A 23,179-nucleotide genomic window follows, 5' to 3' on the forward strand; every position below is an offset into this window, starting at 1 on the left:
GGAGATATCCCTCTTGTCGGGGCTATTCGCCGATGTAGTGCATGACGTGCTTGACACGGGTGTAGTCGTGCAGGCCGAAGACCGACAGGTCCTTGCCGTAGCCCGAGTGCTTGAAACCGCCGTGCGGCATTTCGGAGACGAACGGAATGTGAGTGTTGACCCACACCACGCCGAAATCGAGCTTGTTGGACATCCGCATGGCGCGGCCGTGGTCGGAGGTCCACACCGAGCCCGACAGGCCGTACTGCACGCCGTTGGCCTTGGCCAGGGCGTCGGCCTCGTCGGTGAACGTCTGGACGGTGATGACGGGGCCGAAGACCTCGTTCTGCACCATCTCGTCGTCCTGCTGGAGGTTGTCGACGATGGTCGGGGCGAAGAAGTAGCCCTTGTCGCCGACCCTGTGACCGCCGGTGAGGACCTTGGCGTGCGAGGGCAGCCGCTCGAAGAAGCCGGAGACCTTCGCCAGCTGGTTCTCGTTGTTGAGGGGGCCGTACAGGGCCTCCTCGTTGGACAGGTCGCCCGTGACGGTGCCGGCCGCGGCCTCGGTGAGGGCGGCGACGAACTCGTCGTGCACGCTCTCGTGGACCAGCACGCGGCAGGCCGCGGTGCAGTCCTGGCCGGCGTTGTAGAGACCCGCGGTGGCGATGGAGTCAGCGGCCGCCTTGAGGTCCTTGACGTCGTCGAAGACCACGACAGGGGCCTTGCCGCCCAGCTCGAGGTGCACGCGCTTCAGGTCGTCGGCGGCGCTCTTGGCGACGGCCATGCCGGCGCCGACCGAGCCGGTGATGGCGACCATCGCGGCGGTCGGGTGGCTGACGACGAGCGCGCCGGTCTCGCGGTCGCCGGTGACGACGTTGAAGACACCGGCGGGCAGCACGCTGCCGAGGATCTCGGCGAGCTTGACCGTCGAGGCAGGAGTGGTGTCCGACGGCTTCAGCACGATCGTGTTGCCCGCGGCCAGCGCGGGGGCGATCTTCCAGACCGCCATCATCATCGGGTAGTTCCAGGGCGTGACCTGGCCGATGACGCCGACGGGCTCGTGCCTGATGACGCTGGTGTGCTCGGCGAGGAACTCACCGGCCGTGGGTCCCTCGAGAGTGCGGGCGGCGCCGGCGAAGAAGCGGAAGTGGTCGGCGGCGACGGGAGTCTCGTCCTCCGCCATGCGGGCCCGAGGCTTGCCGGTGTTGAGGCACTCGGCCTCGTTGATCTCGTCGGCCCGCGCCTCGATCGCGTCAGCGACCTTCAGCAGCAGCCCGGCGCGCTCGCCCGGCGTGGTCTGGCCCCACGATTCGAACGCCGCGGCCGCCGCGGCGTAAGCCGCGTCGACATCTTCCTGCCCTGAGATCGGGGCCTCGAGATAGGCCTCTCCCGTGCAGGGGTCGATGATGTCGGAGAATCGGCCGCTCTTGGCGTCCACGAACTCACCGTTGATGAAGTTCTGCAGACGGGTGGTCAACGTTGACCTCCTGGTGAGGTGGCTGAGTTGTCGCGACTCTGACAGAGGGCCAGCATTACGACAAGGGATTTCGTTGTGAATATATCAAATTGCTACGAATTCGCTTGACAGAGAGCCAAGAACTGACAACATGTCGCACCAGGGCCGCACCAGCTATGTGCGGCACAGGAGGGATTGCCCCCACATGACGACCCCGCCCAAGGTTCGCAGGGACCCAGCAGAGGTCCGGCCTACCCAGGTCGTGCTCGACGACCTCTCCAAGCGGATCATCGAGGAGCTGCAGGAGGACGGCCGAAAGCCGTACGCGGCGATCGGCAAGGCCGTCGGGCTCTCGGAGGCCGCGGTGCGCCAGCGGGTGCAGCGCCTTCAGACCGACGGGGTCATGCAGATCGTCGCCGTCACCGATCCGCTGACCCTCGGCTTCCCCCGCCAGGCCATGATCGGCATCAACTGCGAGGGCGACCTCGACAGGATCGCCGATGAGCTGGCCTCGATCGAGGAGATCGACTACGTGGTGCTGACGGCGGGCTCCTTCGACGTCATCGTCGAGGTGGTCTGCGAGGGCGACCGCCACCTGCTGGAGATCCTCGGCAAGATCCGCGCCATCCCCGCCGTCCGCGCGACCGAGTCCTTCGTCTACCTGAAGCTGCGCAAGCAGACCTACTCCTGGGGCACCCGCTAACCCCACGGGCACCCCCTGGCGGGCTCAGCCGGGCAGGGCCTGGACGAAGCGGGTCAGCAGACGGGCGAACTCGGCCCGCTCCGCCTCCGTCCAGCCCTCCATCGCCGAGCCGAACACCGCCCTGCGCGCCTCGTGCGCCTGCTCGGCCGCCGCGCGACCGGCCTCCGTCATCACCAGCACCGAGCGGCGCCCGTCGGACTGGTCGGCCTCGCGCGCCACCAGCCCCGCCGCCACCGCCGCCGCGACCATCCTGCTCGCTCTCGGCTGGTCGACGCCGAGCGCCTGGGCCAGTGTGGAGACCGTGACAGGACCGCCCGCCTCCACGACGTCCAGCACGTCGTGGAGGGGCCCTGCGACGCCCTGCAGCCGCGCCAGCGCCCTTCTGCTCTGCCTTCGCCTGACGGCCACCATCGCCGCCTCGACCCGCTCGACATCGTCCATGCCGTCATGATACATGTCACTTGATATATATATTACTTAGGACATGGAGATTCGGGTGAACGATCGGATGATCGGCTACCGGCTCAAGCGGCTCGACGGGCTCATCGAGCAGACCTTCGACCGCCTGCTGGCCGAGGCCGGCCTCTCGCGCCGCCAATGGCAGGTCCTCAACGTGCTCAGCCGTGGCGCCTGTGACGACGAGCGGCTCGGCGAGGAGCTGCGTCCGTTCTGGGACGGCGGGGACGAGACGGTGGCCGGCGTCGTCGGCGAACTGGCGGGCAGAGGGTGGCTCGGCGTCGATCCCGAAGGGCGGCACGCGCTCACCGAGGACGGCAGGAGCGCCCACGCGGCGGCCTCGGGCCGGGTGGCCGCCATCAGGACGCTGATGAGCGCGGGCGTGAGCGGAGAGGAGTTCGAGGCGACCATGGACGTGCTCCAGTGGATGGCCGACAACCTGGAGTCCTCGGGCACCCCGCGCTGACCGCCGCCGACCGCCAAGGAGGACGGCGGGCCCGCCGGTGGTCGGAGGAGCCCGCCGTGACCGCCGCCGGCTCAGCGCAGCTGGATGGTGGCGATCTCCCACGCGCGCAACGGCAGACGAGAGGCGTCGACAGGGCCGCCGGGGCGGCCCCTGAGATCGGCCGAGCGCGCCTCGGTGAAGGCCCCCTCGATCGTGGCGACCGTGTCGACGTCGGACATGGCGACCACGCGCAGCTCCTTCCAGCCGTCACGCTCGCGCAGCGACGTCATGACCACGCCTTCGCCCGTCACCGACAGGCCGGCGGCGGCGGGCGGCAGGGGAAGGGACGGCTCGCCCGCGCCGGGAACCGCGAGGAGGTCGTGGCGGAAGACCTCGGCGGCGGGGGGCACCGCCGCCCACGAACCGGTGTGGGGCATGAGGGCCATGTTCACCGTGCGCAGCCCGCGGGACTGGGCGGCCGGCGTGGGCAGCTGCGGGCCCGCCGGCTCGGGCCGGAGGGCGTTGCGGTTGCGGGAGAGGTAGCCGACCGAGCGAAGCAGCGTGAGCGCCAGCTCGCCGTCCACCAGCTCGTACTCGGTGACGTGCTCCAGCAGCGCCGCCACCCCGCCCGCCGACACCCACGAGGAGGCGGGGAAGGTGGGCAGCGGGGTCTCGCCGCAGCCCGCCTCCGACGTCAGCCCCCGCTCGACCACCGCGAACTGCCCCTCGGCGAAGGACGACGTGGCGGGGGCGGGCATCGGCACGTGCAGCCTGACCCTGTGGTCGGAGCAGCGGTTGTCGAACTCCACCCGCAGCCTGACGAACGGCTCGCCGGCCCGAAGCTCGACCCGGGTGCCGACGACGATCTCCTCCGTGCCGTCCGAGCGGGCGGCGGCGGGCAGTTCGGGGGTGCCCTCCACCTGGGCGTCGGCGGGCCAGCGGTAGACGCGGCGGACGTCGGTCGCGGCCACCAGCGGGCCCGTGCAGACAGGGGTGATCTCGACGTCGTCGGGGTCGGAGACGAGCCGGTCGGTGGCGGGGGGCGCGTAGTTGTAGGTGTCGCCGACGTCGCCGCCGTCGACGATGCGGCCCGCGCCGGTCACTGTCACGCCGTCCGCGCCGGTGAGTGTGAGGGTGCCGTCGGCGGCGATCTCCACCTTGAGCAGGCCGTTGTCCAGCACCCTCTCGCCGGCCCGCACACCTTCCCAGGCCCGCGAGCTGACGCCCTCGGCGGCTGAGGTTCCCTGGGCGGCGCTCGGGGCGGTTGAGGGGGCGAGGCTGGTGTGGCCGAGGGCGGGGGTGTTCACCAGGGCCGCGACCGTACGGCGGGGCTCGGCGACGATGCGCACGCGGGTGACGTCGTCGGTGAGGGCCGCCGCCACCTCCGACACGTCGAACGGCGCCGACGACTCACGCGCGACCGTGAACGTCAGCACCCCTTCGGCGACGGACCAGCCGGTCACGTGCTGGCCGTACAGCTCGGTGCCGTGGACGAACGTCAGCGCCACCCTGGGGTCCATCTCCTCGTCGAGCAGCAGCGTCGGCGCGTACTCCAGGGTCTGGGAGGGCACGCGGGCGCCCGAGGCGTCCACCAGCGGGTCCGACCCCGCCACCTCCACCAGGACCACGCCCGAGCGTTCGAAGGGCGAGGGGTTGACGACCAGGATCCCGCCCGAGGGCACGGCGGCGGCCAGCCGCGCGGTGACCATGTCGCGGACGGCCTGCCCGAGATGCTCGGCCTCGGCGATGCGGGCGGCGACCTGCTGGGCGGTGTCGTCCACGCCGCAGCCGGTGACCGAGTCGTGCCCGCTGGCGTCGACCAGCCGCCACCAGGCCATGTCGAGGAACCTGCCGGGCCACGCCTCGCCCCAGAGCGCGGCGAGCGGTTCGGCGTAGCGCTCGACCATCCGCTCGGCCCTGCCCATCGCCTGCTTGACGTGGGCGCGCACCGAGATGACGCCCGGCAGGATGTTGGCGCGCGCGTGCGAGCGCAGCTCGCCCTCCACGCGGGGCAGCTGCTCGACCGCGGGGCCGTCCAGCGACGTGATGTAACCGGACAAGGTGTCCATGCGGGCGCCCAGCGACGCCACCATCTCCGGCAGCCCCGCCACCGGAGCCGAGTGGTCGGTGCCGTACATCGCCAGCAGCGGCGCGGTCTCCCCCTGCCACCGCGTCATGGTCGCGACGAACTCCTCGGCCCGCGCCTCCAGCTGCCCGGGGGCCTCGAACAGGTGCGCGCCGTTGCCGTATCCGCCTGCGGGCAGGTACTGCGTGCGCACGGCGGTGCCGTCGGGCGCGACCCAGGCGAAGGCGTCGGTGACCACGGAGGACGGCACGCCCCTGTACACGCACGCGTGCGTGAGCCCCGCGAGGCGCAGGATCTGCGGCATCTGGGCGGTGTGGCCGAACATGTCGGGCAGGTAGCCGACCGGCATGGCGCCGCCCAGCTTGTCCGCGCGGCTCATCCCGAGCTCCAGGTTGCGGACGATGTTCTCGCCCGAGCACAGGAACTCGTCCAGCAGGATCTGCCACGGCCCGATCGCCAGGCGGCCCTCGCGCACCAGCGCCGCGATCCTGTCGCGCGCCTCGGGGCGGACCTCCAGGTAGTCGTCGACGCAGGCCAGCTGCCCGTCGAGGGTGAAATGGTAGGCGGGCTCGCGCTCCATGGTGTCGAGCACCTCGTCCATCAGCGCCACCAGCCGCAGCCTGAAACGCTGGAAGGGCTCGTACCACTCTCTGTCCCAGTGCGTGTGGGGAACCACGACTACGCGCACAGCGCCATCACCTCGTTCTCGTGCGTTTCCAACCTGAAGGGGCCCTCACCGGCGGGCACCAGCGCCCTGTCGCCGCGGATCACCTGCCGCGCGCCTCCCCTGCGCACCAGCACGAGCCCGTCGGCGTCCAGGGCCAGCAGCTCGTCGCCGAGCCTGAGCAGCAGCGGCGCGTCAGGGCCCGCCGACACCGCGGTACGGCCCTCGCGCACCCCTTCGAGGATCTCGCCGGGATGCGCGGCCAGCACCCACGTGGTGGGCTCGCCCGGCAGGCCGTCGGAGCCGTGCCGGTGGAAGTCGCTGCCGCCGATCACGATGACATCGTCGCGCCAGGCCTCGGCCCAGGCCAGCGGCGCGCCCCAGCGCCGGTCCCACCAGCCCGAGTGCCAGACCTCGGCCACCCGGGGGCGCTCGGCGATGGGCTGCAGCCAGGCGCAGTCGCCGCCGAGCGGGTGGTTGACCGACATCAGGCCGCGCTCGCCCCAGGTGTCGGCGGGCTTCCTGAAGTCCACCCAGCCGACGTCGCCGAAGACGTTGGCGTGGCCTCTGTCGGTGGTCACCTCCTGCCCGGGGATCAGCGTGATCTCCCTGACCTTCGCCAGGTGGGGGTGGTGGCTGACGGTGTTGTGGTCGGTGACGGCGAGGAAGTCGAGCCCCCTGCCGGCGGCCAGCGCCGCCAGCTCCTGGACGGTCAGCGCGCCGTCGCTGTGGACGGTGTGGGCGTGGAAGTCGCCCGCGTACCACCGCAGGCCCTCGACGTCGGGGATGTCCCTGCGCGGCGGCCTGGCGGCCTCGAGCGGCGCCTGCTCGGCGGGCGGATCGGGCGCGCGCGTGTGGACGCTCACCTCGAGGGAGAACTCCAGTCCCTCGGGCGGCACCCTGTGCAGCCGCAGCCACACCTGCCACGTCCCGCCCTCCAGCTCGCCCGGCAGGTAGCCGGGCGTGGCCCAGTCACGGGTGATCGTGTACTCGTCGCGCGCGCCGCCCGACCAGCCGCGAAAGCCGTACGGCGAGGCGGCCCCGAGGTCGAGCACCCCCTTCGACCGGTCGTAGCCCAGTCTCACGGTCAGCCCCGCCGCCCCGCGAGGCACCTCGAAGGGCACCTCCCTCAGGATCTGCTCCAGGCGGTCGTCCAGGCTCCAGCGGCCCCGAATCAGGGTCATACGACGTTCCCATCCCGGTAGACCAGCGCCCTGCCGTCCTTGGGCACCGCGAATCCTTCCGCACCGAGCGGCGGCTCGCTGCCTTCCGGCACGACCACCTGGACGAGGGTGTCGTTGACCTCCAGCGTCACCAGGTGGGCGGCGCCCAGATTCTCCATGATCGACACTCTGCCGCCGAAGGCGCCCTCGACGGGCTCGGTCGAGTAGGTCATGTACTCAGGACGCACGCCGTACACGATCTGCTCCCCCTCGCTCAGCCGCCCCTCGACGGAGGAGGGCACCGGCAGCTTGCACCCTGCCACCTCCAGCCTCTCTCCTCTGACCTGCCCGTCGAGCAGGTTCATCGGGGTGGAGCCGATGAAGGAGGCCACGAAGGTGTTGGCGGGGCGCTGGAAGACCTCGGCGGGGGTGCCGATCTGCCTGATGAGCCCGTTCTCCATGACCGCCATCCTGTCGGCCATGGCCAGCGCCTCGGCCTGGTCGTGGGTCACGAAGACGGTGGTGACGCCCAGCTCGCGCTGCAGCTTCTTCAGGAAGGTGCGCGCCTCCAGCCTGAGCCTGGCGTCCAGGTTCGACAGCGGCTCGTCGAACAGGAACGCCTGCGCCTGGGTGGCCATGACGCGGGCCAGTGCCACGCGCTGCTGCTGCCCTCCGGACAGCTGTCCGGGGCGGCGGTCCATGAGGTGCGCCAGTCCGAGCCGCTCGCCCACCTCGCGGGCCTTCTCCGCTCGCGCGGCCTTGGCCACCTTCTTGATGCGCAGCGGGTAGGCGATGTTGTCGGTGACGTCCATGTGCGGGAAGAGCGCGTAGTCCTGGAAGACCATCGCCACGTCACGCGCGCCGGGCTGGACGCCCGTGACGTCGCGGTCGCCGATGACGATCGCGCCGCCCGTGGCGGTCTCCAGGCCCGCGATCGTGCGCAGGAGCGTGGTCTTGCCGCAGCCGGAAGGGCCGAGCAGGGCGAAGAACTCGCCGTCGGGAATCTCCAGGTCCAGCGAGTCGAGCGCCTTCACGCCGCCGGGATAGACCTTGGTCAGGCCTTTGAGTTCGATAGCGGCCATCAGCGCTTGATCCCTCCGTGGAAGCGGAAGCCGTACTTCTTGCTGACGAACAGGTACATGAGGACCACAGGGACCGAGTAGAGCAGGCCGAAGGTGGACAGCAGCGGCAGGTTGGCCTGTCCGCCCTCGGTGTAGAGGGTGAACATGATCACCGCGCCCGGCTGCTTCTCGATGTCGCTCAGCAGCAGGTAGGGCATCAGGAAGTTGCCCCAGACGTTGGCGATCGCCCAGACGCCGATCGTGGCGAGGCCGGGCCGCACCAGTGGCACCACGACGTGGCCGACGATCTGCAGAGGGGAGGCGCCGAAGACGCGCGCCGACTCCTCGTAGGACTTGGGCGTGGAGTCCATGAAGTCCTTGAGCATGAAGATCGCCGCGGGCAGCAGGCCGCCGGTGAGGATGAGGATGAGGCCGAGCTGCGAGTCGATGAGGTTGAGCTCGACGGCCAGCTGGAACAGCGGCACCATCGCGGCCGTGCCCGTGATGATCGAGGACAGCAGCAGCAGCGCGTAGAGCAGCGCGTCGCGGCCCGGCATGCGCACCCGGCTGAGGGCGTAGGCGGCCAGCGCGGCCAGCAGCACCACCAGGACGGCGGTGCCCACGGCCAGCAGCAGCGAGTTGTAGAGCGAGCCGAGCGCGTAGGGGTGTTCGAGGATCGCCTGGAAGTTGGTGAACGTGAAGTCCGGCAGCGACACCTCGTACGTCGGGTCGGAGGTGAAGGGCGCCGCGGCCAGCCACAGCAGCGGCACCGTGAAGAAGGCCATCAGCAGCGCGATCAGGGTGTAGAACCCGATCCTGCCGACGATGTGTCGGGTCATGACTTCCTCCTGAGCAGCCGGAGGTAGAACACGGCCACCACCAGGTTGATCAGCAGGATGATCGTGGAGACCGCCGCGCCGAATCCGAGCTCGCCGCCGCTCAGCGCCACGTTGTAGACGTGGACCGCCAGCACCTCCGACTTGTGGTCGGGCCCTCCCGCGGTGAGCAGGAACGGGGTGAAGTCGTTGAAGGTCCAGAGGCTGATCAGCAGCAGGTTGGTCAGGATGTGGCCCCTGATGTGCGGGAAGACCACGTCGCGCAGCTGCTGCCATCCCGACGCCCCCGCCAGGCGGGCGCTTTCGAGGTGCGAGGGTGGCACGTTCCCGAGGGCGGCGCCGTACAGCATCATCGAGAACGCGGTGCCGCGCCAGGTGTTGAAGATGATGATCGACAGCATCGGGTGGTCGAGCAGCCAGGCGAAGCCGGGGATGCCGAGCAGCGCGTTGAGCGTGCCGCCGTCACGGTCGAGCAGCGCGATCCACAGGAAGGAGACGACCGCGCCCGGCAGGATCCAGGCCAGGATGACCAGGCCCTCGACCACGCGCTTGAGCGGCCCCTGCCGATCGCGCAGCAGCCAGGCGATGGTGAAGCCGAGCACGACCTGGCCGATGACGGCCGAGCCGAGCACGAACTGGACGGTCAGCCAGGCGGAGTTCCAGAAGCCCTCGTCGGAGACGGCCTTGACGAAGTTGTCGAGACCGACGAACTGCGGTTCGGCCGCGGCCAGGCCGGTCAGCCGGTAGTTGGTCAGGCCCAGGTAGATGACCCACAGCGCGGGGAAGACCAGGAACACCGCGATGAGCGCCATCGCGGGGGCGATGAACGCGGCGGCTCTGGGCGTGCCCAGACCCGCCGCGTCCGCGCTGTAGCGGGCCTTAGGATGCGACGTTGCCTGCGCCACCGACGAGTCCTTCGAGCTTCGCCTGGTAGTCCGCCGCCGCCTGATCGGGCGCCTTGCCGCTGACCACCTGGGCGGTGGCCTCCTGCAGCGCGGCCGAGACCTGCGGGTAGACGGCCATCGGCGGCCGGTAGGCCGTCAACGGGAGCACCTTCTCGGAGATGAACATCAGCAGCGGGTCGCCGGTGAGGATCTCCTTGTTGACGTCCGTACGCGGGGTGATGCGGACGTTCTGCTTGGTCTCCTCCTTCAGCGCCTCGGGCGAGAGGGTGAAGGCGGCCAGTTCGAAGGCCTCCTTCGGGTGCTTGCTGTTGGGGTTGATCGTGCGCAGGGCGCCGCCCGACATGCTGACGAAGTCCTGGCCGCGGATGCCCTTGCCCGGCTGGATGGCGGGGATCATCGCGAAGCCGACGACCTGGTCGCGGTCGGCCATCTTGGCCACGCCGTCCGTGGGGTTGACGACGCCGCGCCAGAAGTAGTCGCCCTCCATCAGGATGCCGATCTTGCCGTCGGCGAACTCGGCGAAGGACTTGTCACGGCCCTTGGCCTCCTGCTGGAGCTTGGGGTCGCCCAGGCCGCTGCCGCCGTAGATCTGCTGGTAGAGGCCGAGGGCGTCCTTGAGCGGCTGGGAGGCGCCGCTCCACTTGCCGTCCTTGAAGATCTCGCCGCCCGCGCCCGCCAGCAGCGGCAGCACGCCCTGCATCGAGGTCGCCTCACCCATGGCGGTGCCCGCGTTGATCTGGATCGGCGTGGGCACGCCCGCCGTCTTCAGCTTGTTGCCCGCGTCGATGACCTCCTGCCAGCTCTTCGGCTGCCAGTCGGCGGGCAGGCCCGCCTTCTGGAAGAGGGTCTTGTTGAAGTAGAGGACACGGCCGTCGGTGCCGATCGGCAGCGCGTACTTCTTGTCGTTGTAGGTGGTCAGCCCCTGGACGGCCTCGGGGATCTGCGACCAGCCCTCCCAGCTGTCGGTCTCCGCTCCCGCGACCTCCGACAGCGGCTTGATGTATCCGGCCTCGGCGAACTCGCCCGCCCAGATGCCGTCGATGTCGATGACGTCGGCGCCCTTCTTGGACTTGAGGTCGAGCGCGAGTTTGGTCTTGTACTGCTCGTCGTCGACGCCGCTCGGCACGAACTTGACCTTGACGTCCTTGCCCTTGGCCTTCTGCGCCGCCTCGAACTTGGGGATGACCCACTTGGCGATGTGGTCGGCCGCCGCCGCGTTCTTGCCTCCGGCGATGGCGTTCTGTGTGATCGTGAGCTCGATGGTGTCAGCGTCGGAGGACGACTGCCCGCATGCGGTGAGCGCCATTCCGGTCGCGGCCAGGACCGCGACAGCGCCAATGGATCTTTTCACGCAACCCTCCGAGAGTGTCCGAAAAGCATGGGCCAATATGTCATGACAACCGCACGACGTAAAGACCTGGCAACATTCGCGAAACCTCAGTATTTTTGGTCATCCCTTTGTGGTGCCTCTGATGCGCCGCGTTCCTCCAGGGGGAAGGCCATGGGCATGAAGCCATGGCGCGCGCTCGGGGTGATCGCGCTCATCGCCGTGGCCCTCTACTGTCTCTCGCTGGTGCGCACGGTCGCCATCTCGATCGTGCTCGGCGTCTTCCTCACCACGCTGCTGCTGCCGCCCGCGCGCCTGCTGCGCGCCCGTGGCATGGGCAGGGGCCTGTCGACCGCGATCGTGTGCGTGGGCGGCCTGGCGCTCCTGGTGGCCTTCTTCGCCCTGCTCGTGCCGCCCACGATCAACGGGCTGTCGCGGCTGCACGTCAGCGTGGGAACCGCGCTGGACGACCTGCACACGCTGGCCGCCCGCCTCGGCCTCGACGACGCGCGCCTGGCCGACATGCTCACCCAGGCCAGGACGTGGCTGGCCGAGCAGGGGCGGCAGATCGCCACGGGCGCCCTCGCGGGCGCCAAGACCGTCGGCGAGATCATCGTGGGCGCGGTGCTCGCGGTCATCCTGGCGATCTACTTCGTGCACGGAGGGGACCGGCTGTACGGCTGGCTCACCGACCTCGCGCCGCTGCGGGCCAGGCCGCGCATGAGGCGGACCGGCGAGGTGGTCTTCGACGTCGTGGGCCGCTACATCAGGGGCGTGGCGATCGTCGGCGTGGTGGACGGGTTCTTCATCGGGATCGCGCTGTGGATCCTCGGCGTGCCGATCGCGCTCCCGCTGGCGGTGCTCACCTTCGCGGGCGCGTTCCTGCCGGTGGTGGGCGCGTTCATGGCGGGCCTGCTGGCCGCGGTGGTGGCCTTCGTGGCCAAGGGCTGGCTGGTGGCGCTCATCGTGGTGGCGGTCACGGTGCTGGTCCAGCAGATCGAGGGGCACGTGCTGGCCCCGCAGATCTACGGCAAGGCGCTCGACCTGCCGGGGGCGGTGATCCTGATCGCGATCACGCTCGGCAGCGTGCTGGCGGGGATCACCGGCGCGTTCCTGGCCGCCCCCGTGACCTCCGTCGTGGTGGCGCTGCTGCGCCACCGTCAGGGCGAGAGGGCCGCCTCCGGATCGTGAACGAAGGGGATGACGGCGTCGAGGGTGACCGCCTCCCCCACGGGGCCGCGGGCGGCCTCCTCGGGGACGATGACGCGCATCCGCGGCGACGCGCGGGACGGGCTAGCCGACGAGCTCGGCGGCGACGATGGGAGGGACGGGGGTGTCGGCGGCGCGGACCAGGCGGGGGCCTGCGGGCCCGTAGACCTCGCGGGGCTCGGGGAAGGCCGCCAGCAGCACGAGGTAGAGCACGGCGGCGATCGCCAGGCCCACCGGCAGCGAGATGTCCACTCCGCCCGCCAGGTCGCCCAGCGGCCCCACGAACTGGCCCGGCAGGTTGACGAACAGGATGGCCACGACCGCGGAGACGAGCCAGGCCGTCATGCCCCGCCAGTTCCAGCCGTGGGTGAACCAGTAGCGGCCCCCGCGCTGGCGGCGGTTGAAGACCTGCAGCGCCTCGGCGTCGTACCAGCCGCGCCTGGTGAGGTAGCCGAGCATCATGATGACCATCCACGGCGCGGTGCAGGTGATGATCAGCGTGGCGAAGGTGGAGATGCTCTGGGTCAGGTTCGCGGCGAAACGGCCGACGAAGATGAAGACGATCGACAGCGTGCCGATGAAGATCGTCGCCTGGACCCTGGAGAAGCGGGAGAAGACGCTGGAGAAGTCGAGGCCGGTGCCGTACAGCGCGGTGGTGCCCGTGGACATGCCGCCGATCAGCGCGATGAGGCAGACGGGGACGAAGTACCAGCCCGGCGAGATGGCCAGCAGGCCGCCCACGTAGTTGGGCGCGGCGGGGTCGACGTACTTCGCGGCCTTGGTGGCGATGATCGAGGCGGTGGTCAGGCCGAACAGGAACGGCAGGAAGGTGGCGATCTGCGACAGGAACGCGGCGGCCAGCACCCTGGCGCGCGGCGTCCGCGCGGGGATGTAACGCGACCAGTCGCCGAGGAAGGCGCCGAAGGAGACCGGGTTGGACAGCACGATCAGCGCGGCGCCGATGAAGGAAGGCCAGAACAGCGGGTCGCCGGCCTCCAGCGTGCCCGCGTAGGAGGGGTCGAAGTCGCCGGCGAAGGCGAAGACGCCGAGGACGAACAGCAGCGAGGCCGCCAGGACCGCGATCTTGTTGACGAAGAGCATGAAGCGGAAGCCGTAGACGCAGACCACGAGCACCAGGACGGCGAAGAGCGCGTAGGCCACGCCGTAGGTGACGTCGCTCTCCTGCAGGCCCACCAGCCGGTGCGCCCCGCCGACCAGCGCGTCGCCCGAGGACCACACCGAGATGGAGAAGAAGGCGATGGCGGTGAGCAGCGACAGGAACGAGCCGACGATCCTGCCGTGGACGCCGAGGTGCGCCGAGGAGGAGACGGCGTTGTTCGTGCCGTTGAGCGGGCCGAACAGCGACAGCGGAGCCAGGATCAGCGCGCCCACCACCAGGCCCAGCACGGTCGCGGTCACCCCCTGCCAGAACGACAGGCCGAACAGGATGGGGAAGGTGCCGAGCACGCAGGTGGCGAAGGTGTTCGCGCCGCCGAAGGCGAGCCTGAACAGGTCGATCGGCCGGGCGCTGCGGTCGGCGTCGGGAATGCGCTCGACGCCGTAGGTCTCGATCTTCACGGCTTTTCCTTCAGTGCGAGCAGGCTGACCAGGTCGTAGGCGACGTGAGAGGCGGCGATGGAGGTGATCTCGGCGTGGTCGTAGGCGGGGGCGACCTCCACCACGTCGGCGCCGACCAGGTTCGCACCGGCCATGCCGCGCAGGATCTCCAGCAACTCCCGGCTGGTCAGCCCGCCCGCCTCGGGGGTTCCTGTGCCGGGGGCGTGGGCGGGGTCGAGCACGTCGATGTCGACGGAGATGTAGAGCGGGCGGTCGCCGATCCGCTGGCGCAGCGCGTCGACCACCTCGTCCACGCCCATCCGCATGACGTCGCGTGAGGTCAGGATGCCGAAGCCGAGCCTGCGGTCCTCCTCGAGGTCGCGCCTGCCGTACAGGGGGCCGCGGATGCCGACGTGGCTGAGCGCCTCGGTGTCGAGGATGCCCTCCTCGACGGCCCTGCGGAAGGGCGTGCCGTGGGTGTACTCGGCGCCGAAGTAGGTGTCCCAGGTGTCGAGGTGCGCGTCGAAGTGCAGCAGCGCCACCGGCCCGTGCTTGGCGGCGACGGCGCGCAGCAGCGGCAGCGCGATCGTGTGGTCGCCGCCGATGGTGACCAGCCTGCTGTCGAACGCGGCCGCCGCGTCCTGGAGGGTCTCGACCGCCTCGCCGATGTTGAACGGGTTGCAGGCGATGTCGCCCGCGTCCGCGACCTGCAGCGTCTCGAAGGGCGACACGTCCAGGCCAGGGTTGTACGGCCGCAGCAGCCGCGAGGCCTCCCTGACCGCCGAGGGGCCGAACCTCGCCCCAGGCCGGTAGGAGACGCCGCTGTCGAACGGCACGCCCACCACGGCGACGTCCACGTGCTCGACCTCGTCGAGCCTTGGCAGGCGGGCGAAAGTGGCGAATCCCGCGAAGCGCGGCGTCCTGGAGGAGTCGACGGGTCCCCTGGGCTGCTGAGTCATGGGCACGAGTCTGCGTCGTCGTGGCGGAGGCGGCAATTGTGCAGCTCACAAAGGTATACATACGCTTTGTGTGTGGCCACAAAGGTGTCCGTCGAGGATCTTCTCCGCTCCCCCGCGCTGCAGCTGCGCCTGCTCGCGGGACAGGCGGGTCTGTCGCGCTCCGTCTCGTGGGCGCACGTCAGCGAGCTGGACGACCCGACACCCTGGCTGCTGGGCGCCGAGGTCATCATGACCACGGGCATCGGCGTGCCGCACTCGGCCGCCAGGCAGCGGGCCTATCTGGAGCGGCTCGACGACGCGGGCGTCTCGGCGCTGGCGCTGTCGGCGCAGCTGCACGTGCCCCCGCTGCGCAGGGCCTTCTTCGAGGCGGCCGAGGAGCGCGGCATGCCGGTGCTGGAGGTGCCGCTGGCCGTGCCGTTCATCGCGATCGCACAGGAGGTGGCGGCGGCCGTCCAGGAGGACGCGAGGCAGCGGCTCGGCGCGCAGCTGCAGGTGTTCGGGGCGCTGCGCTGGCTGGCGGCCGAGGACCTCGACCACGCCACGCTGTTCAGGCGGCTGGAGCGGCTGAGCGGCTACGAGGTCTTCCTCTGCACGCCGCAGGGGCGCCCGCTGCTGCCCGGCGTGCCCGTGCCCTCGGTGGACGTGCTGCCGGCCGTACCCGAGGCTCCACCCACCATTCCCGGCGGCTTCGTGCTGCCGGTGCCCGCGCCCGGCGGTCCCGCCGGCTTCCTGGTGGCCTTCGAGCGTGAGGGCGCGCGGCCCGCGGGGCTGGCCGTCGTCCAGCACATCGCCACCGTGGCCGCGCTGCAGGTGGCCATGGTCAGGAACGAGCGTGAGACGCTGCGCCGCGAGGGGGCCGAGACCCTCTCCGAGCTGCTGCAGGACGTGCTCGACCCGGCCGCGGCCAGGCGGCGGCTGGCCAGGATGGGGCTCGAGTCGCCGATCGCGCTGCTGGCCGTACGCCAGGCCGGCGACGACGCGCTGCGCCGCGCGCTCGACGGCAGGCCGCACCTCATGCTGCGCCGCGGCGACGACCACTACGTCCTCGGCTCCCCCTCCCTCGCCACGGCCGTCGCCGCGATCCAGGGCGTGGCGGCAGGGGTCTCCAGGCCCTTCGTCTCGGGCGAGCCGCTGCGCGTGGCGCAGCGGGAGGCGGTGTGGGCCGCGGCCAGGGCAGCCGAGTCGGGAAGGGCGCTGGTCCACTACGGCGACGACACCACGGGCCGCTGGCTGCAGGACGACCCCCGGGTGCTGACGGCGCTGGTGGAACACGTGCTCGGCGCGGTGCTCGCCTACGACTCCGCGCACGGCTCCCAGCTGCTCACCTCGGCGCGCACCTGGATGGAGCGCGACAGGCGCACGGAGGACGCCGCGGCGGCCCTGCACGTCCACCCGAACACGCTCGCCTACAGGCTGCGGCGCTTCGCCGAGCTGACCGGACGCGACCTGTCCTCCAGCGCCGCCTTCGCCGAGGTCTGGCTCGCCATCCGCGCCGCCCACCAGCTCGGCCTGCAGGACTGATCGTCGCCCGTAGCGCCGGTGGGCCCCGACCGTGCAGGATGGGGGGCCATGCGGCTGGTGAACGTGAGCTACAGCTACCGAAGGCGCGCTCCCACGGTGCTGCGCGGCGTCGAGATGGCTCTGGCCCCCGGCGACGTCGCCGAGGTCGTCGGCGCGAACGGCGCGGGCAAGTCCACCCTGCTGCGCCTGATGGCGGGGCTCGCCCGGCCGACCGCCGGCACGATCTCGGGCCGCCCCGCCGTGGTCGGCTTCGCTCCTGACCGCTTCCCCGCCGAACAGCCCTTCACCGTCACCGCCTACCTCACCCACCAGGCCAGGATCAGACGGGCCCGCTTCGAGCCGTGGATCGACAGGCTCGGCATGGCGCCCCTCATGAACGAGCGGCTGCGCGACCTGTCCAAGGGCAGCGCGCACAAGGTCGGCCTCGTCCAGGCGCTGATGGCCGAGCCCGGCCTGCTCGTGCTGGACGAGCCGTTCGCGGGGCTCGACGCCGACACCAGGGCGGAGCTGCCCGCCATCGTGACCGAGGTCGCGGGCAGGGGCGGCATGGTCGTGGTGAGCGACCACCAGGGCGGCCTGCGCGGCCTGCCCTCGGTGCGCCGCTGGGCCGTCCTCGACGGCGAGGTGAAGGAGAGCACGGCAAGCCCCCCGCCCGTGACGGCCGCGCCCCCCGCGGACGTCGTCGTGACGGTGCCCGCCGACGAGGTGCCCGCGTTCATGGCCAGGATGCGCGGCGACGGCTACCAGGCCAGAGAGCTGGATCGCGCATGATCGCCCTGACCCTCTTCAAGCTCGACGCGTTCGCCAGGTCGCATCGCGTCGTCAGGGCCCTGCTGCCCGTCCTGGTGCTGCTCGCGCTGGCCTACGGCGTCAGGGCCCCGCTCGGTCAGGAGGTCACCGCCCTGACCGACACCGCTGTCCTGCTGGTGCCGCTCCTGGCCTGGTCGGCCAGGAGCCTGCTCGACACCGAGCCCGACCAGCAGCGCGCGATCTCCGCCACGGCGGTGGGGTCGCCGTCGAGGGAGGTGGCCGCGGGGCTGCTCGCCGCGCTGGTGGTGACCTCGGCCTTCGCCGCGCTGGCGGTGGTGTGGGGGCTGCTGCTCGGCGTCTCGGAGCTCCCCTCGCGAGGGGAGCTGGCGGCGGCGATCGCGCTGCACGCGCTGTCGGCGCTGGCGGGCACCGCGCTCGGGGCGCTCACCAGCCGCCCCATCCTGCCCTCGCCCGCGCTGTCGATCATGATGCTGGTGCTGGGCTTCATGGCGATGCTGCTGGTCAGCCTCTCGCCCGCCGCCTGGCTGACGGTGCCGCTGGGCGGCTGGATGCGCGCGGCCGCCGACGGGCTGCTGACCGAAGGCCTGCCGTGGCTGGCCGTTCCCTCGCTGCTGTGGCCGCTGCTCGGCCTGGCCGCCTACACCAGGCTGCGCCGCGCCCGGCCGTGAAAGCCTATTCGGCGGCGGCGAGCTGGCCGCAGGCGCCGTCGATCTCGCGGCCACGGGTGTCGCGGACGGTCACCGGCACCCCGTGCAGCTCGAGCCGCCGCACGAACGCCCGCTCGTCCTCGGGCCTCGACGCGGTCCACTTCGAGCCGGGCGTCGGGTTGAGCGGGATCAGGTTGACGTGCACCAGCTTGTTCTTCACCAGCTTGCCGAGCAGGTCGGCCCGCCACTCCTGGTCGTTGATGTCCTTGATCAGCGCGTACTCGATGGAGACCCTGCGCTTGGTCTTGGCCGCGTACGCCCACGCCGCGTCGAGCACCTCGCGCACCTTCCACCGGGTGTTGATCGGCACCAGGGTGTCGCGCAGCTCGTCGTCGGGCGCGTGCAGCGACAGGGCGAGCGTGACGGGCAGACCCTCGTCGGCGAGCTTGCCGATCGCAGGGACCAGCCCGACCGTGGAGACCGTGACGCCGCGGGCGGAGATGCCGAGCCCCTCGGGGGCGGGGTCGGTGAGGCGGCGGACCGCCCCGATCACCGCCTTGTAGTTGGCCAGCGGCTCGCCCATGCCCATGAAGACGACGTTGCTGACCCTGCCGGGCCCGCCGGGCACCTCACCGGCGGCCAGCGCCCTCGCCCCCGAGACCACCTGCTCGACGATCTCGGCCGTGGACATGTTGCGCGTCAGACCCGCCTGGCCCGTGGCGCAGAACGGGCAGTTCATGCCGCAGCCCGCCTGGGAGGACACGCACATCGTGACCCTGTCGGGGTAGCGCATCAGCACCGACTCCACCAGCGCGCCGTCGAACAGCCGCCACAGCGTCTTGCGCGTGGTGCCCGCGTCGGTGCTCATCTCCCTCACGGAGGTGAGCAGCGGGGGCAGCAGCACCGACAGCTTCTCGCGGGCCGCGGCGGGCAGGTCGGTCATGGAGGCGACGTCGGTGGTCAGATGCGAGAAATAGTGGCGTGAGAGCTGGTCTGCGCGGAAGGGCTTCTCGCCGAGCTCGGCGATGGCGGCACGGCGTTCGGGCATCGTGAGGTCCGCCAGGTGCCTCGCGGGCTTGGCCCGCCGCGGTGCGGCGAACTGCAGCAACGGGCGCTCGGTCTTCTCGGCGGTCATGAGCCCTCTCTTTGATCTAAAGTCCAGATGTATGGCGATATACCGGTCGTCTGGCGAGGGGCAAACCGAGGTCGTCCTCACCGATGGGAACCCTTACGGGAGCCGCACTCTGGTGGTCGAACGCGACGAAGCGTCGTCGGTAGCTTACCTGTGCTCACCGGGCGGCGAGGTGCACGGAGCCGTCTGGCTGGCCAACCACCTGACCGCCCCCGAGGTGGTCGACCTGGCCAGGCTGAACGCCGGCGCGCCGCCGCTCATGCCCAGGCCCAACACCCGCCATCCCGAGGGACGGCACGCGCTGGGCCAGTTGACCACGCTGTGGTTCGAGGAGGGCGACGGCGTCGCCCTGTATGAGAACGACGAGCTGCTGGCGGTCATTCCTGGATGGGCCGACATGAGCAGGGGCATGCCCGGCTACGCGCGCGACGCGATCGGCGAGACACCGTTCGCCTGGGCGCTGCCCGAGGCGCTCGAGGGGTTACAGCCCAGGCTCACCCACGCGAGGGCCTACTGGCAGTGGCGCAACAGCGAGGGCTCATGGGCCTCCTTCCAGCAGTTCGTGATGGGCCACCTCGACCGCATCGTCGGCCCCGCGGGCCGCTACTGGGACGCCAGCGGGGAACGGCTGCCGACGGTCGGCATCACCGAGCGCCCGCCGTACGGCAAGCGAGGCGCCACGATCCTGTCGACGGTCGGCATGAGCTGCCAGCGCATGCCGACCGTCGAGCAGTGGATCGACAGGCCGCGCGCCTACGCCAGGATCGAGCTCGCGGTGGCCACGCACGGCGACCCGCGCGAGGCGGCGCTGCTGCTGGTGTGGCTGGCGCAGTACCCGTGGCACTCGGTGACGTGGCTGGGGCACGGGCACACCGCCAAGTGGTACCACGAGCCTTCGACCTTTCCGCTGGGCGGGCAGTACGACGGAGTGATCATGCTCGCGGACGCCAACGACAAGCCCGACATGTCGGGGTTCGGGTTCGGCGGCGAGGCGGTTCGATGGCTCTGGCTGGAACCATGGAACGGCGAGGCGTGATCACCTAACATGCCGGACATGACCGACCTCCAGATCGACACCACCTCCCCCAGCGTGGCTCGCATCTACGACTACTGGCTGGGCGGCAAGGACAACTTCGAGGTCGACAGGCAGGCCGCCGAGCAGCTGCTCAAGCTGGTCCCCGACGCCGTGGAGATGTGCCGCGACAACCGCGCCTTCCTGCGCAGGTCCGTCGAGCACCTGGCGGCCTCGGGCATCAGGCAGTTCCTCGACATCGGCAGCGGCCTGCCCACGCAGGAGAACGTCCACGAGGTGGCCATGCGCGTGGCCCCCGACTCGCGTGTCGTCTACGTCGACAACGACCCGATCGTGCTCGTCCACGGCAGGGCGCTGCTGGCCACCCACGAGAACACCACCGTCATCGAGGGCGACCTGCGCGAACCGGAGGCGATCGTGGCGGCCGCGGGCGCGCACCTCGACTTCGAGCAGCCGGTGGCCGTCCTGCTGCTGTCGATCGCGCACTTCGTCATCGACGACGAGGAGCTGGCCAGGATCATGGCGAGCCTGCGCGCGGCCGTGCGTCCCGGCGGCTACATCGTGATGTCGCACGCCTTCGCCGGCGAGCGCACCGGGGACGACACGGTCGAGGCGGTCCAGGAGGTCTACGCCAAGTCCGCGCCCGGTGGCCTCACCCCGCGCACCCGCGCCCAGATCAGCGCGCTGTTCGAGGGGATGGAGCTGCAGGAGCCGCACCTGGTGCCGGTCAACGCCTGGCGCACCCACCAGCGGCCCGACTTCTCCAAGCCGAGCACCATCGGCGTCGTCGCAAAGGCGGTCTAGCAGCCCGCGCGGGAGCGGTGAGGCCGGTCACGGGAGGCGGACCAGTCGTCGCGGAAGGCGGTCCGGAGCCAGGGCCGCCTAGAAGAACAGTGACAGCAGGAGCCACACCGGGATCAGCGTCGCCACGAGCGAGTCGAGCCTGTCCATGAGCCCGCCGTGGCCCGGCAGCAGCGTGCCCATGTCCTTGATGCCGAGGTCACGCTTGATCATCGACTCGACCAGGTCACCCAGCGTGGCCATGATCGCCGCCAGCACGCCGATCAGCGCGCCCTGCCAGATCTGACCGTCCATCAGCCAGACCACCAGCCAGGCCCCCACGGCCGTGCACGCGATCACCGAGCCCGCGAAGCCCTCCCAGGTCTTCTTCGGGCTGATGATCGACATCTTGTGCCTGCCGAACAGGACGCCCGCGAAGTAACCGCCGATGTCGCTGCTGACCGTGACCGCGATGAAGATCAGCACCCGGAAGTGGCCGTCGGGCTCGGCAAGCAGCAGCGGCACGAACCCGGCCAGCAGCGGCGGATAGGCCAGCGCGAAGACCGAGGCCGTGGCGTCGCGGACGTAGCCGTCCTGCCCGCCGTCGAACATCCGCCACAGCAGCAGCGCGAAGAGGAAGACGACGAACGTGCCCACCAGCCAGCTCGCACCGCCCCAGTAGGCGCCGCCCTGCATCACGGCCGTCGCCACCAGCACGGGGATCAACGGCACTCTGATGCCTCTGGTGGCCAGCGCCTGCACCACCTCGGCCGCTCCTACACCCACGGCGACCGCGACGACAGGGAGGAAGAGCTCCTTGATCGTCAGGAGGGAGATGATGACCAGCGCGCCCAGCCCCGCGCCCACCGCGATCGCGGCGGGCAGGTTCCTGCCGGCACGGCTGCCCGCCGTACGTTCTTCCACAGACTCTCCAACTCAGCGGTCAGACCGCCACGAGCCGTCTGATGCTTGATCTAATGGGAAACGTCTCAGACGTACTGCCGCTACGGTGGGGAGGCAGTCTGACGAACGTCTCCTGTTAGTAAGCCACGGCCCCCGCAACAAGCGAGGGCCGTGCGGAAGCGACCGACCGCTCAGACCTCGAGCAGCTCGGCTTCCTTCTGCTTGAGCAGCTCGTCGATCTTGGCGACGTGCTTCTGGGTGAGGTCGTCGAGCTCCTTCTCGGCGCGACGGACCTCGTCCTCTCCCGCCTCGCCGTCCTTGACCATCTTGTCGAGGGTCTCCTTGGCGGAGCGGCGGATGTTGCGGATGGAGACCTTGGCCTGCTCACCCTTGTTGCGCGCGACCTTGACGTACTCCTTGCGGCGCTCCTCCGAGAGCTCGGGGAAGTTGACGCGGATCACCGAGCCGTCGTTGCCGGGGTTGACGCCGAGGTCGGAGTCGCGGATCGCCTTCTCGATCGCCGTCATCGAGCCCTTGTCATAGGGCTGGATGAGGATCATGCGGGCCTCGGGAACATGGAACGAGGCCAGCTGCTGAATCGGGGTCGGCGAACCGTAGTACTCGGCGTTGATCTTGTTGAACATCGACGGGGTGACGCGACCCGTCCGGATGCTCGCGAAGTCCTCCTTCGCGACCGAGACGGCCTTGTCCATCTTTTCCTCGGCTTCGAGGAGAGTTTCGTCGATCACAGCGGCTCCCTGTCTATTGGTCGCTCACCTTCCTCACGCGCTTCGTGGTCCCTCCTCCGTCGGGGCCACTCCGCTCGCTGCGTCAGGCTCGCTCCCTATTTCCCTGCCGGACTCACCAGCGTGCCGATCTTCTCACCGCGGACCGCGCGCAGGATGTTGCCCTCACCCATCAGGTCGAAGACCACGATGGGCAGTTCGTTCTCCTTGCACAGGCTGATCGCGGTCTGGTCCATGACGGCGAGGTCGCGTACGAGAACCTCCGCGTAGTCGAGGTGGTCGAAACGGACCGCGTCGGGGTTCTTGCGCGGGTCGGAGTCGTAGACCCCGTCCACCTGAGTGCCCTTGAGCAGCGCCTCCGCGCCGACTTCGAGCGCGCGCTGGGCGGCGCAGGTGTCGGTGGAGAAGTAGGGGATGCCGAGGCCCGCGCCGAAGATGACCACGCGCCCCTTCTCCAGGTGCCTGATGGCACGGCGCGGCAGGAACGGCTCGGCGACCTGCTGCATGGTGATGGCGGTCTGCACGCGGGTCTCGATGCCGCGCTTCTCAAGGAAGTCCTGGAGCGCCAGGCAGTTGATCACCGTGCCCAGCATGCCCATGTAGTCGCCTCTGCCACGGTCGAGACCGCCGGCGGACAGGGCGGCGCCGCGGAACATGTTCCCGCCGCCCACCACGACCGCCACCTGAACGCCCTCACGGACGGCTTCGGCGATGGAGTCGGCCACATGCCCGACCACGCCTGGATCGATGCCCATCGGCTCGCCGCCGGCGAAAGCCTCGCCGGACAGCTTGAGCATGACCCTCTTGTACGACGAAGCCGCCGGCGTGACGGGCTCCTTG

At 70.4% G+C, this 23,179-nt stretch carries 22 protein-coding genes; 8 read left to right on the forward strand and 14 right to left on the reverse strand.

The window, feature by feature from the left end; all coding sequences use genetic code 11:
* Positions 1–22: 22 nt before the first annotated feature.
* Positions 23–1,456: a gamma-aminobutyraldehyde dehydrogenase gene (locus tag ABFX50_RS31360; protein ID WP_346151395.1), complete on the reverse strand. Its 1,434-nt coding sequence runs from the start codon at positions 1,454–1,456 to the stop codon at positions 23–25.
* 184 nt (positions 1,457–1,640) lie between these two features.
* Between ABFX50_RS31360 and ABFX50_RS31365 the strand changes: the two genes are divergently transcribed.
* Complete coding sequence (locus ABFX50_RS31365) at positions 1,641–2,138, forward strand: Lrp/AsnC family transcriptional regulator (RefSeq protein WP_183648636.1); 498 nt, start codon at positions 1,641–1,643, stop codon at positions 2,136–2,138.
* Between the two features lie 24 nt (positions 2,139–2,162).
* Here ABFX50_RS31365 and ABFX50_RS31370 read toward each other — a convergent pair whose 3' ends face one another.
* The gene (locus ABFX50_RS31370; RefSeq protein ID WP_346151397.1) at positions 2,163–2,579 is read right to left on the reverse strand and encodes a MarR family winged helix-turn-helix transcriptional regulator; all 417 of its coding nucleotides are present in this window, start codon (positions 2,577–2,579) and stop codon (positions 2,163–2,165) included.
* Positions 2,580–2,634: 55 nt separating this feature from the next.
* Here ABFX50_RS31370 and ABFX50_RS31375 point away from each other — a divergent pair, with 55 nt between their 5' ends.
* Positions 2,635–3,060: a MarR family winged helix-turn-helix transcriptional regulator gene (locus ABFX50_RS31375; RefSeq protein ID WP_346151399.1), complete on the forward strand. Its 426-nt coding sequence runs from the start codon at positions 2,635–2,637 to the stop codon at positions 3,058–3,060.
* A gap of 71 nt (positions 3,061–3,131) precedes the next feature.
* Here the strand turns inward: ABFX50_RS31375 and ABFX50_RS31380 are convergent, their stop codons facing one another.
* From ABFX50_RS31380 to ABFX50_RS31405, 6 genes are read right to left on the reverse strand one after another with little or no spacing between them, the layout of a single operon-like run.
* Positions 3,132–5,813 carry a glycoside hydrolase family 38 N-terminal domain-containing protein gene (locus tag ABFX50_RS31380; protein WP_346151401.1) on the reverse strand — a complete coding sequence of 894 codons (2,682 nt, stop codon included), beginning with the start codon at positions 5,811–5,813 and terminating at the stop codon, positions 3,132–3,134.
* A complete protein-coding gene (locus ABFX50_RS31385) occupies positions 5,804–6,973 on the reverse strand; it encodes a CehA/McbA family metallohydrolase (RefSeq protein ID WP_346151403.1) in 1,170 nt (389 codons plus the stop codon). Before ABFX50_RS31385 ends, ABFX50_RS31380 begins: the two co-directional genes overlap by 10 nt.
* Positions 6,970–8,034 carry an ABC transporter ATP-binding protein gene (locus tag ABFX50_RS31390; protein WP_346151405.1) on the reverse strand — a complete coding sequence of 355 codons (1,065 nt, stop codon included), beginning with the start codon at positions 8,032–8,034 and terminating at the stop codon, positions 6,970–6,972. The genes ABFX50_RS31385 and ABFX50_RS31390 overlap by 4 nt, the downstream gene beginning before the upstream one ends.
* Positions 8,034–8,852 carry a carbohydrate ABC transporter permease gene (locus ABFX50_RS31395; RefSeq protein WP_183648650.1) on the reverse strand — a complete coding sequence of 273 codons (819 nt, stop codon included), beginning with the start codon at positions 8,850–8,852 and terminating at the stop codon, positions 8,034–8,036. Before ABFX50_RS31395 ends, ABFX50_RS31390 begins: the two co-directional genes overlap by 1 nt.
* Positions 8,849–9,754, reverse strand: coding sequence for a carbohydrate ABC transporter permease (locus ABFX50_RS31400; protein WP_346151407.1), 906 nt, complete (start codon positions 9,752–9,754; stop codon positions 8,849–8,851). The genes ABFX50_RS31395 and ABFX50_RS31400 overlap by 4 nt, the downstream gene beginning before the upstream one ends.
* On the reverse strand, positions 9,729–11,105 hold the full coding sequence (locus ABFX50_RS31405; protein WP_346151409.1) for an extracellular solute-binding protein: 1,377 nt from the start codon (positions 11,103–11,105) through the stop codon (positions 9,729–9,731). Before ABFX50_RS31405 ends, ABFX50_RS31400 begins: the two co-directional genes overlap by 26 nt.
* A 156-nt stretch (positions 11,106–11,261) precedes the next feature.
* Between ABFX50_RS31405 and ABFX50_RS31410 the strand changes: the two genes are divergently transcribed.
* A complete protein-coding gene (locus tag ABFX50_RS31410) occupies positions 11,262–12,272 on the forward strand; it encodes an AI-2E family transporter (RefSeq protein WP_346151411.1) in 1,011 nt (336 codons plus the stop codon).
* A 102-nt stretch (positions 12,273–12,374) separates the two neighbouring features.
* Here the strand turns inward: ABFX50_RS31410 and ABFX50_RS31415 are convergent, their stop codons facing one another.
* Positions 12,375–13,868 (reverse strand): purine-cytosine permease family protein, encoded by a 1,494-nt coding sequence (locus tag ABFX50_RS31415; RefSeq protein ID WP_346151412.1) that lies wholly within the window; start codon positions 13,866–13,868, stop codon positions 12,375–12,377.
* The gene (speB, locus tag ABFX50_RS31420) at positions 13,865–14,806 is read right to left on the reverse strand and encodes an agmatinase (RefSeq protein ID WP_346151414.1); all 942 of its coding nucleotides are present in this window, start codon (positions 14,804–14,806) and stop codon (positions 13,865–13,867) included. The genes ABFX50_RS31415 and speB overlap by 4 nt, the downstream gene beginning before the upstream one ends.
* Before the next feature lie 72 nt (positions 14,807–14,878).
* Between speB and ABFX50_RS31425 the strand changes: the two genes are divergently transcribed.
* From ABFX50_RS31425 to ABFX50_RS31435, 3 genes are read left to right on the forward strand one after another with little or no spacing between them, the layout of a single operon-like run.
* On the forward strand, positions 14,879–16,327 hold the full coding sequence (locus tag ABFX50_RS31425) for a PucR family transcriptional regulator (RefSeq protein ID WP_346151416.1): 1,449 nt from the start codon (positions 14,879–14,881) through the stop codon (positions 16,325–16,327).
* Positions 16,328–16,375: 48 nt separating this feature from the next.
* The gene (locus tag ABFX50_RS31430) at positions 16,376–17,098 is read left to right on the forward strand and encodes an ATP-binding cassette domain-containing protein (protein WP_346151419.1); all 723 of its coding nucleotides are present in this window, start codon (positions 16,376–16,378) and stop codon (positions 17,096–17,098) included.
* Complete coding sequence (locus ABFX50_RS31435) at positions 17,095–17,766, forward strand: hypothetical protein (protein ID WP_346151421.1); 672 nt, start codon at positions 17,095–17,097, stop codon at positions 17,764–17,766. Before ABFX50_RS31430 ends, ABFX50_RS31435 begins: the two co-directional genes overlap by 4 nt.
* Before the next feature lie 4 nt (positions 17,767–17,770).
* On the opposite strand, the gene rlmN is transcribed toward ABFX50_RS31435, so the two are convergent.
* A complete protein-coding gene (rlmN, locus tag ABFX50_RS31440; RefSeq protein WP_183648663.1) occupies positions 17,771–18,880 on the reverse strand; it encodes a dual-specificity RNA methyltransferase RlmN in 1,110 nt (369 codons plus the stop codon).
* Between the two features lie 112 nt (positions 18,881–18,992).
* Here rlmN and ABFX50_RS31445 point away from each other — a divergent pair, with 112 nt between their 5' ends.
* Together ABFX50_RS31445 and ABFX50_RS31450 are read left to right on the forward strand one after the other, a co-directional pair.
* The gene (locus ABFX50_RS31445; RefSeq protein ID WP_346151423.1) at positions 18,993–19,913 is read left to right on the forward strand and encodes a suppressor of fused domain protein; all 921 of its coding nucleotides are present in this window, start codon (positions 18,993–18,995) and stop codon (positions 19,911–19,913) included.
* An 18-nt stretch (positions 19,914–19,931) separates the two neighbouring features.
* Entirely contained in the window at positions 19,932–20,714 is a 783-nt protein-coding gene (locus ABFX50_RS31450; protein ID WP_346151425.1) for an SAM-dependent methyltransferase, read from the forward strand.
* Positions 20,715–20,792: 78 nt separating this feature from the next.
* Here the strand turns inward: ABFX50_RS31450 and ABFX50_RS31455 are convergent, their stop codons facing one another.
* The 3 genes from ABFX50_RS31455 to pyrH form a co-directional block, all read right to left on the reverse strand.
* The gene (locus tag ABFX50_RS31455; RefSeq protein WP_312895583.1) at positions 20,793–21,614 is read right to left on the reverse strand and encodes a phosphatidate cytidylyltransferase; all 822 of its coding nucleotides are present in this window, start codon (positions 21,612–21,614) and stop codon (positions 20,793–20,795) included.
* Between the two features lie 170 nt (positions 21,615–21,784).
* Positions 21,785–22,342, reverse strand: a complete 558-nt coding sequence (gene frr / locus ABFX50_RS31460; RefSeq protein ID WP_346151427.1) for a ribosome recycling factor — start codon at positions 22,340–22,342, stop codon at positions 21,785–21,787.
* A 95-nt stretch (positions 22,343–22,437) separates the two neighbouring features.
* Positions 22,438–23,136: a UMP kinase gene (gene pyrH / locus ABFX50_RS31465; RefSeq protein ID WP_346131258.1), complete on the reverse strand. Its 699-nt coding sequence runs from the start codon at positions 23,134–23,136 to the stop codon at positions 22,438–22,440.
* Positions 23,137–23,179: the final 43 nt, after the last annotated feature.

Source organism: Nonomuraea recticatena, from assembly GCF_039533245.1.
In the GTDB taxonomy this organism is placed as follows: domain Bacteria; phylum Actinomycetota; class Actinomycetes; order Streptosporangiales; family Streptosporangiaceae; genus Nonomuraea; species Nonomuraea roseola.